General features: G+C 39.8%; 15 protein-coding genes and 1 pseudogene. 9 read left to right on the forward strand and 7 right to left on the reverse strand.

The window, feature by feature from the left end:
• Positions 1-264: 264 nt before the first annotated feature.
• The 4 genes from ACQKL5_RS13400 to ACQKL5_RS13415 are packed head-to-tail and all read left to right on the forward strand — an operon-like array spanning position 265 to position 3,362.
• The gene (locus ACQKL5_RS13400) at positions 265-642 is read left to right on the forward strand and encodes a GntR family transcriptional regulator (RefSeq protein WP_427609382.1); all 378 of its coding nucleotides are present in this window, start codon (positions 265-267) and stop codon (positions 640-642) included.
• The gene (locus tag ACQKL5_RS13405) at positions 639-1,325 is read left to right on the forward strand and encodes an ABC transporter ATP-binding protein (RefSeq protein ID WP_427609383.1); all 687 of its coding nucleotides are present in this window, start codon (positions 639-641) and stop codon (positions 1,323-1,325) included. The genes ACQKL5_RS13400 and ACQKL5_RS13405 overlap by 4 nt, the downstream gene beginning before the upstream one ends.
• 8 nt (positions 1,326-1,333) lie before the next feature.
• Complete coding sequence (locus tag ACQKL5_RS13410) at positions 1,334-2,155, forward strand: hypothetical protein (RefSeq protein WP_427609384.1); 822 nt, start codon at positions 1,334-1,336, stop codon at positions 2,153-2,155.
• A gap of 34 nt (positions 2,156-2,189) precedes the next feature.
• The gene (locus ACQKL5_RS13415) at positions 2,190-3,362 is read left to right on the forward strand and encodes a hypothetical protein (RefSeq protein WP_427609385.1); all 1,173 of its coding nucleotides are present in this window, start codon (positions 2,190-2,192) and stop codon (positions 3,360-3,362) included.
• A 54-nt stretch (positions 3,363-3,416) separates the two neighbouring features.
• Here the strand turns inward: ACQKL5_RS13415 and ACQKL5_RS13420 are convergent, their stop codons facing one another.
• Together ACQKL5_RS13420 and ACQKL5_RS13425 are read right to left on the reverse strand one after the other, a co-directional pair.
• Complete coding sequence (locus ACQKL5_RS13420; protein ID WP_427609386.1) at positions 3,417-4,103, reverse strand: hypothetical protein; 687 nt, start codon at positions 4,101-4,103, stop codon at positions 3,417-3,419.
• Positions 4,104-4,247: 144 nt separating this feature from the next.
• Positions 4,248-5,006 carry a YqjF family protein gene (locus ACQKL5_RS13425; protein ID WP_427609387.1) on the reverse strand — a complete coding sequence of 253 codons (759 nt, stop codon included), beginning with the start codon at positions 5,004-5,006 and terminating at the stop codon, positions 4,248-4,250.
• Between the two features lie 137 nt (positions 5,007-5,143).
• On the opposite strand from ACQKL5_RS13425, the pseudogene ACQKL5_RS13430 reads away from it, so the two are divergent.
• Positions 5,144-5,550: pseudogene (locus ACQKL5_RS13430) on the forward strand (VOC family protein).
• Here the strand turns inward: ACQKL5_RS13430 and ACQKL5_RS13435 are convergent.
• Positions 5,547-6,203 carry a DUF6944 family repetitive protein gene (locus ACQKL5_RS13435; RefSeq protein ID WP_427609388.1) on the reverse strand — a complete coding sequence of 219 codons (657 nt, stop codon included), beginning with the start codon at positions 6,201-6,203 and terminating at the stop codon, positions 5,547-5,549. The pseudogene ACQKL5_RS13430 and the gene ACQKL5_RS13435 sit on opposite strands and share 4 nt — an antisense overlap.
• A 172-nt stretch (positions 6,204-6,375) precedes the next feature.
• Here ACQKL5_RS13435 and ACQKL5_RS13440 point away from each other — a divergent pair, with 172 nt between their 5' ends.
• Together ACQKL5_RS13440 and ACQKL5_RS13445 are read left to right on the forward strand one after the other, a co-directional pair.
• Complete coding sequence (locus tag ACQKL5_RS13440) at positions 6,376-6,666, forward strand: hypothetical protein (RefSeq protein ID WP_427609389.1); 291 nt, start codon at positions 6,376-6,378, stop codon at positions 6,664-6,666.
• 21 nt (positions 6,667-6,687) lie between these two features.
• On the forward strand, positions 6,688-7,149 hold the full coding sequence (locus ACQKL5_RS13445; protein ID WP_427609390.1) for a DUF4306 domain-containing protein: 462 nt from the start codon (positions 6,688-6,690) through the stop codon (positions 7,147-7,149).
• 84 nt (positions 7,150-7,233) lie between these two features.
• Here the strand turns inward: ACQKL5_RS13445 and pruA are convergent, their stop codons facing one another.
• Entirely contained in the window at positions 7,234-8,778 is a 1,545-nt protein-coding gene (pruA, locus tag ACQKL5_RS13450; RefSeq protein ID WP_427609391.1) for an L-glutamate gamma-semialdehyde dehydrogenase, read from the reverse strand.
• Positions 8,779-8,916: 138 nt separating this feature from the next.
• Here pruA and ACQKL5_RS13455 point away from each other — a divergent pair, with 138 nt between their 5' ends.
• On the forward strand, positions 8,917-10,209 hold the full coding sequence (locus ACQKL5_RS13455; RefSeq protein ID WP_427609392.1) for a sigma 54-interacting transcriptional regulator: 1,293 nt from the start codon (positions 8,917-8,919) through the stop codon (positions 10,207-10,209).
• A 71-nt stretch (positions 10,210-10,280) separates the two neighbouring features.
• Here the strand turns inward: ACQKL5_RS13455 and ACQKL5_RS13460 are convergent, their stop codons facing one another.
• Positions 10,281-11,261, reverse strand: a complete 981-nt coding sequence (locus tag ACQKL5_RS13460; protein ID WP_427609393.1) for a proline dehydrogenase family protein — start codon at positions 11,259-11,261, stop codon at positions 10,281-10,283.
• A 586-nt stretch (positions 11,262-11,847) separates the two neighbouring features.
• The gene (locus ACQKL5_RS13465) at positions 11,848-12,054 is read right to left on the reverse strand and encodes a hypothetical protein (RefSeq protein WP_427609394.1); all 207 of its coding nucleotides are present in this window, start codon (positions 12,052-12,054) and stop codon (positions 11,848-11,850) included.
• A 193-nt stretch (positions 12,055-12,247) separates the two neighbouring features.
• Between ACQKL5_RS13465 and ACQKL5_RS13470 the strand changes: the two genes are divergently transcribed.
• The gene (locus ACQKL5_RS13470) at positions 12,248-12,562 is read left to right on the forward strand and encodes a thioredoxin family protein (RefSeq protein ID WP_427609395.1); all 315 of its coding nucleotides are present in this window, start codon (positions 12,248-12,250) and stop codon (positions 12,560-12,562) included.
• A gap of 69 nt (positions 12,563-12,631) precedes the next feature.
• Here the strand turns inward: ACQKL5_RS13470 and ACQKL5_RS13475 are convergent, their stop codons facing one another.
• The gene (locus ACQKL5_RS13475; RefSeq protein WP_427609396.1) at positions 12,632-13,129 is read right to left on the reverse strand and encodes an amino acid oxidase; all 498 of its coding nucleotides are present in this window, start codon (positions 13,127-13,129) and stop codon (positions 12,632-12,634) included.
• Between the last annotated feature and the right edge of the window lie 179 nt (positions 13,130-13,308).

The following is a 13,308-nucleotide window of genomic DNA, read 5'->3' on the forward strand; positions in this document are numbered from 1 at the left end:
CTCATATGTTGGTTGTTTTACGAATTGCTAATTAGTATTACTTACTACCAGTATATAGTATCACATAGTAGTCATATGTCAAGTTATTCCAATTGCATATTGAATGTAGTTAAATAAAATGGAATGGAAAAAAATCTTAAAATCCATATTGACAGCTAAAGTGTATTACGGGTATAGTACAGATATAAGGTGTATGAACCACTTAATACATACACTTGAGACCAAGTGTGAAATCAGATTTTTATAAAATTTAGGGGTGGTTTAATGAACGTTTCGTTTAATGCCCGAGAGCCAGTTTATTTGCAAGTGGTGAGGCATTTCAAAGAACAAATCGCCATTGGTGAGTTAGTTGCGGGACAGGAAATCCCTTCGCGCCGGGAATTGGCGGCAACTTTGAATATTAATCCGAATACGGCTCAAAAGGCGTATAAAGAAATGGAGGAACAAGGTTTGATTCATACAGAAAGAAATTTCCCAAGCCGCATCACTACGAATGAAGAGATGCTCCACGATGTCCGTCAGGAACTGATCTTTGCTGCCGTAGATTCTTTTGTAGAGGCCATTCGTCCCATAAATGTACCAGTTGATGAGCTGCTTCAGGTCGTGAAAGAAAAATATGCAAAAGAGGGGGAAGAGAAATGATCGAAGTGAAGCAAATCTCTAAGAAATACGGCCGAAAGAAAATCCTGGATGGTATGTCTTTTACCGCGAACAAAGGGGAAATCACCTGCCTGATTGGAATAAATGGGGTAGGGAAAACGACGACACTGAAGGCGATTATGGGTTTGACGCCGTATCGTGGGGAAATTCTGATTGATAATGAAAAAATTGATAATAGAAGTTACGAGAAGATTACCTTCATTCCGGACGCTCCCATTATGCTTCCGCAAATGACCATCAAGCAGGCAATGGTTTTCATGAGCGATTTCTATACGACTTGGAATCAATCAAGAGCCAATGAGTTGCTGGATTTTTTCAAATTAGAGGAAAGCACAAGGATTTCAGATTTATCAAAAGGGAACACCGCAAAGGTTAACCTGATGTTGGGTCTATCCCTTGATGTGGATTACATATTGATGGATGAACCATTTTCCGGCATTGATATATTTAGCCGGGAGCAAATTGCCGATGTCTTTGCCAGTCACCTGATCGAGGACAGGGGTGTCATCATCACGACCCATGAAATCGGTGATATTGAACATCTAATCGATAAGGTCATCTTACTTGGAAACGGAAATGTATTGAAGGAGTTCAATACGGAAGAAATGCGGGAAGAGGAAGGAAAATCAGTAGTCGATGTGATGAGAGAGGTGTATCAAGGATGATGCGTTATATGAAGCTAGTCAATTTTGAAATCAACCGTTTTAGTAAAATCTATCTTTCGCTGTTGTTGATGACGATCCTTTCACAATTTGCGGCAGTGATCATTAAGGTACAAGGGTTTTTGAACAATGCTGACCAAACCATGTTGGAAGAAAAATTAACCGAAGCTGCTTATATAGAAACTTTTGGGGGAGTAAACTTTAACTTGGTATCCGGATCGCTCTGGTTTTTAGGACCGATTGCTCTCTGTGCCGTTGCCCTTATTTTCTACATCTTCCTTATTTGGTACCGTGATTGGTTCGGGAAAAACACCTTTATTTATCGTCTGTTGATGCTTCCGACTACGAGACTATCCCTTTACCTTTCAAAAGCGACAGCAATTTTCTTGATGGTTCTAGGGTTGATTGCCTTACAATTGATCATTCTGCCGATGGAAAATGCCCTGTTCAATTCGATGATGCCTGAAGTTTACTTAACAGCAAAAATGAGTGTGATGACCATCACTGAATCGAAACCAGTTTTAGCGCTTATCATGCCAAGCTCGTTCACTCAATTTATTATTTCCTATGGAATTGGGTTAATGATTATGTTTGTCTTATTTACAGCAATCTTGCTTGAAAGAAGTTACCCAATCAAAGGGATTGTGCTGGGAATTGTGTATTGCGGACTGGCAGGAGCATTGCTTATATCCCCAATTATGATTGATGAGTTTAGCAAACTCTCTCTCTATCCGTCAGAAACCTTTGGTAGTATATTCGCTTTAGGGCTTGTCATTACAGGTGTGTCTATCTGGTTTGGATCTTGGTTATTAAAAAAACGTGTAACCGTATAAAATTCCATCTAACAATTAAAGGAGAGTGAGCAGGGTGAAACGATATATCAGCAGCATCGTCATCGTCGTCGTTATCTTATTAAGCATCGGAACGTATTATGTTAAAGTGGCTTCTTCCGCTTCAAACCTACCGAAACTTACATTTAAAACGGTAGAAGGAGATGAAAAGGAGTTACAATCGGTCGTCATGGAAGGATATTATGATGAGGGAAGTCTAAGTGAACCTTTTCATGTAGAATCCAATAAAGTGAAATATGAAAAAGAGCAGTCTTATTTTGAAAATCGCTTTAATTTCTATGACCCTAACTATGAGCGGTTAGTGAAGGAGTATCGTTCCTTCATGCGTGGTAAAAAATATATCGAAACGTATTATGAAGATCAAGATAATCTGACGTTCGGAACGGTGAATATTGACTATAAGGACAGAAAGTACAGTTCGAATTTCAATATTGATAGTTTAGAAAAGCGAAATAAAGAAGAAAAGTCTTTTGAAATAGACGTGCCAGAACAAGAAAAATATGAGGATATCACAGTAAGAGATATACAATTCATTCAATCCAAGTTACAGATCATCACCCAAAATGATGTCGTTTCAAATGATGGAAAAAACACAGGTGAAATTCATCTCTATACCATCGATTTAGCCGGTAAAAAAGTAGTCAGCGATGAAACCATTCTATCCGAAACGTTTGATTCATCGAATCAAGGACATTTTGCCATGCCGTCAAAAGTTGTTGGGAAACCCAATAACGTGTTTATAATAGCGCTAGTGAAAGGAAGCTATTCCGATGAAGGAGAATTCAAGGAAAAAGTGGGTGAAAGTTCTCTATTCTCCTACCATTATGACACGAAGAAGCTACAAGAAATCAAACCGCCCAAGGAAGAAAATTTCACATTTGAAGTGGCGGAAAAGGACTATTCATACGATGAGAAAAATCTTTACATGATGGAATGGGGTGATGAGAAGACCCGAATCTGGAGCTTTGATCTGGATAAACAAAAGATTATAAATGACTATACTTTAGACTCTGCAGAATTTACTAGGGTAGTAGATGGTCGTATCTTTGCCATTAGCAGAGGTAAACTGCTGATTGCAGATGCGGAATCAGGAAAAACACTGTATAAAGGGAAATTGGTAATCAATTCTGATGATCAAAAGAAAGATACTGTGCAAAGAATTCAATTTCGGGATGTTTACATCAAATAAAAAGCTTAATGAAAACTCCCCTTTTTTATGAGGGGAGTTTTGTTTGGAGGTCTTCTATTTTGTTATGAATCTCTCAACCTCATCTGATAAAAGATCGGTATCCCATGGAATCCAAAACCATTGTTCTCCATCGTAAAATAAAGGATAGAGATAGGCAATCGGTTCTTCGGTATAAAATGCTAGTCGATAGGTGATAGGATCTCCTTGAGTGGTATTCGGGTTAAAGCTGGAGTTCGTTTTTCCTTCGTTAAGTATTTGGGTTAAGCCTTGAATCTCCTGCTTTTCCGAAAGTGTACGGAGGAGTACAGGATGATTGTCTTTATCCTCTTTGTATATTTCTATTTGACGGATAGCTTTATCGATGTCTTGGTACTTGCCCTGAAATGTTTGGTCTTTTGAAACTTTATGATAGATTGCATACCCATTGATTTCGTCTTTTGCTTTTATAGCGGCGAATTCCGGCTTCCCTTTTATGGAAAAGACCTTCGTTCCCTTTTCCCAGAATGAGGCGTCACCTTCTTTCGTCTTGTAATTGGCATCGTTAACATGACCAGCGACTTTGAATTTCACCTCTCCTATTTTTTCACCGATAGAAGCAGAGTCAGCAAGGATACCAGTATGTATCCTATCATAATGATTGCCGTTAATCTTAACGAAATCGACCCACTCAATGATTGATTCTTGAGCATTACAAGAGACAAGGAATAGACTGCATGCCAACAACCATATCCATTTTTTCATCAAGACCCCTCCGTTTGTAGGAATGCCTGCTTTGGCCGATAACATGCTGATTTAGACCGATAAATATAGGCAATTGACCGATATATTCCGATTTAGACCGATAAATGTGCAAAACTGACTGATATAAGGAGAAATCCAATAAGTTTAGTCGTTCGCGCGAACCAATGGCCACATCCGGACTTCTAATTTTTTAGCAAAATGTAAGATTGGCTCGTCGTTTTCAACTGAAATGCCTTGTTTGGTCAGCATCGTATTCACGTTGATTTCCGCTTCGGCATGTTGAAGCGGCCAAGGGCGATGGAGGATATCGCAACGAAGTGGTGCCCCATTTTTGTTGAGCGTATATAAGCAATAGCGCTCAGTGAGCCATTGATCGAAAGAACCCTTTTCGGCAAGATACGGTTCTGAGGTTGGTTTATATGTACACTCGAATGCCTGACTTCCACTTCTTCTCTTGCTTTTATAATCGATGACATCACCATTACGTTCCACGTTCATATCTGCATGCTTGTACGGCAAGTGGTATACAGTTTGAGCAGTTCTCACCGCAAGCAAATTGGACGCATCCAGACTAAAAAAGTACACCCCAGGTTTTCCATCAACGGTGACATAAGTCCGAACGTTGAGCTCGGGAAATCGGTCCGTGCCTGGAACGGGAGGAAGGCACCGTAACCGAATGTCTGTCATATGAAACGGAACGACGCCTATCCATCCCATGCCGTCAAAAGAATCTATGGGCAGTACATGAGGTACCAGCTTCTCTAAGACTTCGATTTTTATCGGATAATGGGCAAATAATAAATCATTCCACGTCTGCATCATCGTCCATGGCAAACGTGGCAGCGGCCATTGACGATGGCTATCGTCCCAATTGTTTTCGTTGAAGTGCTTAGGTTCTTTCATGTTGGTTTCCTCCCTATTCACGACTGATTGAGGCCTGTTGCAAGTATTTGTTCATATTCTTTATGCTAGATATACCAGTTACTGGTATTATATCAAGGTAACCTGGTTTTCGAAACATAATAAAAGGAGGAAGACTCATGACCAAGGGGTTCATTCACCATATTGAGATAAATGTATCCAACTTAAAGCGGACAGTGGAATTCTGGAGTTGGTTTTGGAGGAGCTCGGTTATCGTCCCTTTCAGGAATGGGATGGCGGGGCAAGCTGGAAAATCGATGAGTTGTATATTGTTTTCGTCCAAGCAGAGAAACGGTTTCTTGATATAGACTTTCACAGGGGGAGAGTGGGGCTTAACCATCTCGCTTTTCATGCAAGTTCACGTCAAGAGGTGGACGAGATGACGCGTAAATTGAAGGAAGAGGGAATGAGCATTCTCTATTCCGACAAGCATCCGTTTGCTGGAGGCAAGGATCACTATGCTGTTTTCTTCGAGGACCCAGATAGATTGAAAGTGGAATTGGTGGCTCCTACTGAATCCATTTAGGGATGAGCAAAATGATAGTGGTGATACGAATAAGGATTACCACCCTCATGTTCAGGGGCTGATAAAGACTCCACCTCAATCATGATGGCAATAATCAGCACAAAGGCACCAATCACTTGGATCCAGCCACCCACCAATAAGATCATTTCACCGATGTCTGTTTGTTCCTGTAAAATGAAGATATTGCCGATTGCCACTAGGAAAGAGCCCAATGATATGAGACTGTTTCCCGTTATGTTGAGGGACTTGAAAGAGGAGTCTTCTGCAATGTATCCCCCGAATGCTTCAAAAGCGGCGCCAGTTCCTTGGACTCCGCTTCCAAGTGTATCAATTATCGTGCCTTCTTCCTCTTCTCCACTCAGTTCAATGCTGATTCCGATTGAATTTCCCGTGTTCCCTGCAGCTTCAAGCCATGCCCCGAAGATCGAATAAATTTGCGATAGTTGTTGCTCTTCTGGGTTGAACAGTTTTGTTCTCCCGATGGCCTGCAGTGAATTACCAAAGGCCTCGATACCATTGCCCTTAACAATTAAATCCTTTCCCAAATCAGAACTTGTCAAAGATTGCTGGGTCTGGCCAATGGCTTCAATAACCGATCCGATTCCTAATATCCAGGCTCCTGTAATAAGGAGGTCTTTTCCACTTGTACTCATAGTTAGAATGCTCCTCACAAGAAGTTACATTATGTTATTCATGGCAGTGTAGTTATGTACATGTAGCCTTCTGATAATGGATAATATCATAATATTTGGATGTTTATGTTAAAATGGATTGAGCGTTACTTACCATAAAAAAATGTTATTAACCATGTAGGCGGGGGTTCAAATGGGGCTATTTTTTATAAAGAGAGGAAATGCGAAAAGAACAAAAGCGAATATGATTCTTCATACGATGATTGCGATGATTGCGGTACTGATGATCATCCTTTTACTGATGGCAGTAATCAATGGAAAAGAACTCTTTTACTTGAAGCTGATTTTCCTATTAGCGGGTATAAGTTCGATAATAGATGGACTGGAAAGCTATTTGCAAAAAGAGAAAAGGAAAGTCTATCTGCTTGATTTTGGATATGCGTTGGTTTGGCTCTTGTTAGTTTATATGAATACGACGGTGTAAGAGGGGAAAGGGGACTTATCAATGAAGTTTGCCTTACAAGGAATAGTAGCCATGTTGTTTCTATTACTATTCACGTTTTGTGCGTGGTATGAAGGAAGTGAAATATTGGATAATCATTGGGAATGGAAGTATTCCACACCTTTTTCAGAGAAGGTGGATGATACGACGGATATTTCCAACCTCGACTATTTTGTATACGCGGCCAAGTTCAGACCGATGTTCCCGGCACTTATGATGGGGACGCTTCTATATCTAATCATGCTAACTGGTCTAAGAGTATGTAAAGGGAGCGATACAAGAAAGACTTTCTTTCTTACTGGTTTGGGAATGCTAGTATTGCTGCTAAGCGGTTTGGTCTGGAATTCACCGACAGTAGGAGGAAATCTCTTCAAGGGCATGTGCCTGATCATTGGATGGGTGTCCATATTGATTGGAGCGTTATATTATTTTAAAATTCCAATCATATTCAAAAAAGCTGGTTAATACACGGAAAAAGGAACTGTCCTGGATGGGACAGTTCCTTTTAGATTTTCCCCTACTATATAATAGGAAGAAACTCGAAATAGATTAAAGTTTTTCAGAGACTGATTTCGATTGCATGTGCAAGGTTAGGAAGTCAGGACCGCCTGCTTTTGAACAGGTTCCAGACATGTTGTACCCTCCGAATGGTTGGTAACCCACGATAGCTCCTGTACAGCCACGGTTAAAGTATAGGTTCCCCACGAAAAAGTCTTCGCGTGCTTGTTCGATATGGTCACGGTTTGTTGAAATGACTGCACCCGTTAACCCGTATTCTGTGTTATTGGCAATTTCTAATGCTTCGTCAAAGTCTTTTGCTTTTGATATGGCGACGATTGGCCCGAAGATTTCTTCTTGCATCAAGCGTGCTCTTGGTGCTACATCTGCCACAACAGTTGGTTGAATGAAATAACCTGTTGAATCATCTGCTTCACCACCGGCTACGATGCGTCCTTCTTCTTTTGCCACTTCAAAGTAACTTGTCACTTTTTTGAAGGCATTCTCATCAATGACCGTAGCCATGAAGTTGTTATGGTCAGTTGGATCTCCCACCGTTAATTCGTTTGTTAATTCAACGACACGATCCAATACGCTATCGTAAACATCTTCGACGATGATGGCACGTGAGCATGCGGAGCATTTTTGACCACTGAATCCAAAAGCGGATTTAACGATGGATTGTGCAGCTAATTCAAGATCGGCTTCTTTGTCGACCACAATTGTATCTTTTCCGCCCATTTCGGCAATGACGCGTTTAATCCAAATTTGACCTTCATTGACGGCTGCTGCCCGTTGGTTAATGCGCAAACCGACATCGCGTGAACCGGTGAAGCTTATGAAGCGTGTACGTGGGTGGTCGACTAAATAATCGCCAACCTCGCCGCCAGGTCCTGGAATGTAGTTCACGACACCAGCTGGAAGACCGGCCTCTTCAAGGATTTCAATGAATTTATACGCGATGATTGGTGTTGTGGAAGCTGGTTTCAGCAAAATAGTATTCCCTGTTACGATTGCTGCAACAGCCGTACCTGCCATGATGGCAAAAGGGAAGTTCCATGGTGAAATGATGACGCCCACACCTAATGGGATATAACCGAATTTATTGTATTCGCCCGGAAGACTTTGTACTGGTTTACCATCTTTCAATTCAAGCATTTGTCGCGCATAGTATTCCATGAAATCAATGGCTTCTGCTGTGTCGGCATCCGCCTCAACCCATGGTTTACCCGCTTCAAGGGTCATGACTGCAGACATTTCATGACGACGGCGTTTAGTTATCGCAGCTGCTTTAAATAGGATGTCAGCCCGTACTTCCGGTTTAACTTTGCTCCATGTCTTAAAGGTTTCATCGGCCACTTGCATTGCTTTTTCAGCAAGTTCTTTGTTTGCTTTGGATACAGTGCCTACGACCTCGGTCTTTTTAGCTGGATTGTAAGAAGTGATCTTATCTTGAGTTGTAATCCGTTCCCCACCAATAACTAATGGATAATCTTTTCCAAGCTCACTTTGGACCTTTTGGATCGCCTCTGTGTATGCTTGTTGGTTCTCTTTTATTGAAAAGTCAGTTAGTTGTTCAGTTGTGTATGGAATCAATTTAATATCCTCCTTATAATCACGGGTGCCAAATAATTGTGCACTTATGTTATTGTTAATATATATATAATGCAACATTTTTTGGCATATTTCAATATCTTTTCAGAAAATTTATAACAATCAAAAAGGGGTGATCTGATGAAACAGCAAGATTTACATGAAATCTATAAGTATATTACGGACAACATTTCTGCTGGGATACACGCCGTGGATTCTCAAGGGAAAACAGTGATTTATAATGCTAAAATGCGAGAGTTAAAAGGGATTAGTTCGGTAGAGGATGATTGTTTCGAGCAGGAAATGATCGCTAAAATAAATGATAGTCATCTATATCGAGTTTTAAAAACATGCGAGCCCATCAAGAATTACAAAAAGAATTTTTGGAATAGTGTGGGTCAAGAATTTGTGACGATATCCGATATCCTCCCGATAGTAAAGGACGATGAATTAATTGGAGCTGTCGAAATTTCAAAAGATATTACGGGTAGGGAATTAATGGCCTATCAACCTATGCGACGTTACGGACAACCTTTGACATTCGATATCATAACGGCTGTTTCGCCGCTCATGGCCGGTGTAATCGAACGGGCAAAGATGGCCGCCAAAAATAGAATGCCTGTTTTGCTTTACGGGGAGTCCGGAACGGGGAAAGATATGATTGCAGAAGGGATCCACCATGATTTAAATCCTGGTAATCGTCAATTCATTACGCTGATCTGCCGGAATGATGAACAAGCGTTGATTGATCAGTTACAGCAGCAAATTGACAAAAATGAACAGGTGACGATTTTTTGCGAGCGTGTGGAATATCTGTCTCTTGAGGGCCAGGAAAGAATCTTACAGTTGTTTAAAGAACATCTGGAGAGTCATGTTTTTATAGCAAGCGTCGGAAAAGATCCGATTGACTTAATTGCCAAAGGACAGCTTTCCAAAGATTTATATTATTTCTTTGCCTCCGTCTGTATAAATGTCCCTGCACTATGTGACCGAAAAGAAGACATCAAGCCCTTTATATCGGACTATTTCAAGCGCTATCGCAATACTACCGGAAGCCGAATCCAGGGCCTATCGGCTAAAGTGGAACAGATTTTTCTCGATTACGATTGGCCAGGGAATTTAAAAGAGCTGGAAGTATTGCTAGATGATATTACAAGCACGATGACGAATGAAACGCTCATAGACTTTGATAGTCTACCGATTTATTTCAGGTGGAAGGTCCAAAGCGAAGGGCTTTCCGATGAGACGGGGAGCATGTTTTTAGCGGAAGATGAAAAAGACATCCGCCCATTAAGCGTATTCATGAACGAAGTCGAAGAGTACTATATCCAAAATGCGCTGAAGATGTTCGATGGCAACGTGTCAAAGACCGCAAAAGCTCTCGGCCTGCGAAGGCAAAGTCTGCAATACCGCCTCAAAAAATTCAATGATTAACATGAATGGAGCACAGAAAAAAATGATTCCCGTATTAGATGGGAATCATTCCGTGTACCTTATAGGTTTTCTTATTTGACCAAACGTCTTTTCGAAAGCCGTCCTAGTAGGAAGGCCCCTGTCGCTACGCCGATCCCGATATTCGTTTTCTTGTTGAAGACTTGCTTTGTGACCAGTGTTAGATTCTGTGGTCTTTCCGCTAAGCGTCTCATGAAATATCCATACCAGTCGGCGCCAAAAGGTACATATGTACAGAAATTATATCCTTCTTTAGCTAACTCTAGCTGCAATTCTTTACGGAACCCAAACAGCATTTGGAATTCGAACTTGTCTTTAGAGATATTATTTTTCATGACGAACTGTTTGACATGGTTAATGACACGGTGATCATGTGTCGCTATAGATGTGAATTTCCCGTGCAGTAAGTGATATTCAATCAAGTCAATATAATGTTTATCAATCTGTTCTTTACTTTGATAAGCGATATTTTCGGGCTCTTTATAGGCTCCTTTAACAATTCGTAAACGGTAATCTTTGAATCTCTCGATATTCTCCATCGACTCATGGAAATACGCTTGAATGACGGTCCCTACATTTTCGTACTGTTCTTGCACCGCTTCCATCAATTTGAAAGAGGGGTGTAAGCGTTTGTAATTTTCCATATCGAAGTTAATGAAAATATTATATTCCTTCGCTTTCGCAGCGATTTCTATTAAATTCTGAAGACAAAATTCATAGTCAATATCCAAACCAAGCTGTGAGGGTTTTAGGGAGATGTGTGCATCTGCTTGGTTTTCATGAATGGCTTCGATAACCTTGATGATTTGTTCCTTTGCGGCGGTTGCTTCACTTTTCTCGAAAACAAATTCCCCAAGGTTATCGACTGTACAGGAAATACCTTGTTGGTTCAATGTCTTGATGGTATGAATCGTTTCTTCAATGTTCGTTCCTGCGACTACACTCTGTGCACCAAGCTTTAGCCCGTACCTTTGTGCAGCACTATTCAAGGTTTTGTTTTCTGACAGATGAATAAAAAAATCACGTAAAATCATGTGATTGCCCCCTAATAAAATATGAAATTATTTGAAGATTATAATATTTTTGTAAGAAAATCAAACCCTTTTATCTTTTTTTTATTTGGAATTTTTTAAGAATCCTTTGGTAACAAAGGATTTTGATGAAGAAATAATTATTTTCATAGAATAAATGACTCACCATCATATTTCTGCTTAGTCGAGGACCTTTTCTTTCGTTAACTTTTCTGATTTTACTTTTTTAGAATAGTGATTGTGCAGGGCTTAGGGAGAAGGAAAATGGTAGGTGAGTCGAGGGAATACGGTATGAATGGCATGAGTAAACGTTCCATGAATTGTCATTTGAGCAGATTCTATAAAGAAAGGGAAAAGGTAGTGGAGAAATAGTATTGAATTATAGGTATTTATAAACGAGGATATTGACCAAACATCTTACAAAGAGGAATTTATGAGAAAAATGATCCTCTGGCTAAAAGAGGGAGGACCATTTTGGGTTTTAGTTTTTCTGAAATAATTTAAGGAGAATGGTACTATGGGAGATGGATAAACTCTATCCCGCACAAACCGTGCTAGCGATTAGGATAGAGTTTTTTAGGCACTGGAGCTAATCTTTTTTGTTAGTTATGAATTCTCCTAATTTAACGAATACATATAATGTGAAAATAATCATCAACGTTCGTGCCACCACTAAACCATCAACGGCTAAATCATATCCACCTCTTAGTAATGCTTCCGGATTGATGCTAAAATAAATGGATACGGCAAGGGAAATTAAGTGCAAAATTAAAGCTAGTTGGGTTTTATTATCCATTAGTATTTCCTCCTGTATCATGGATTTGCATATCATAGCAAGATATAGTCCTGGTATTAATCATCATTTAATCGGAGAATATAAGCGATGACCCATAGTTAGAATTTGAACAATGAAGCAATTACCTATATATTTATCACTGAGTAACTTAAGTTACCTAAGCTATTTTTATAAAAGCTCGGAGGAGAATAATATGAAGACGATCAGTACAGAACAAGAATATCGCGAACAAATCAAACAAGATGAATTGACGGTCGGGATTTTCACGACAACATGGTGCCCGGATTGCAAGCGCCTGGATATGTTCATTGATGATATCACAGCTGAACATCAAGATAAGAAATGGTTCACCATCGATAAAGATGAATTCCCGGAAATTGCTGAAGAACAAACAGTTATGGGAATCCCTTCATTATTGGTGTTCAAAAATGGTGAGAAAATCGCCCATTTACACAGTGCAAACGCTAAAACTCCAGATCAAGTGAATGAGTTTTTAAATAACCTATAATAAGTCCTTTTCGTAACCCCACTTGTAGTACATGTGGGGTTATTTGTTGTGGAATGATTACTTTCATTCTTATAACTCATCAATCTTACGGAAGAGATTCGTATAAAGATCGTTCGTATCCTTTTTATCGTCTAAATAAAAAAACCAAGCATCGTCTTTATTTGCGGAATCATCATGTAAATAAACGGTCGTATGAGAACCGTTAGTTAAAGAATCATGGGCCGTTTCATAAGTAATGCCTTCGGTAACAAAGGGATAGTGCCTTTTACTAGAATTCAGAAAAACAATGGGGATTTCCGAATTATTATATACGTCGATAAATTTATCATCTGATGCTGCCTCGAAAGCGTCTTCTGTTAGCATGACGGCATCGAATTTTGCTGAAACTTGTGTGGAATCTTCAATGAAGTTGTCTAATGTTACCGATTCGACTCGAATGTTTTTATTTTGAAATGGAGGAATCTCGCCGATTACGGCAATCTTCAAAGGTGTTCCATCATATTTCACCTCACCATTTGAACAAGCAGCCAACAATACCAGACTTAATACCATAATTATTCTTTTCATTAACCCTTTACCCCTCTTTTTTAGGACTTCGCGCTCTCATACTTGTTCATTATTCGTCAAAAAAAACCAAATTCCTTGTGGCTTCATAAAATGATCGTCCGTAATCAACCAAGGATGTGTTGGTCTATCGATTATTTCAATTAATTCAATATCTTTACTAATGTAGTAATTATTTTACT

The organism is Peribacillus sp. NPDC097675 (genome assembly GCF_050277655.1).
GTDB lineage: Bacteria > Bacillota > Bacilli > Bacillales > DSM-1321 > Peribacillus.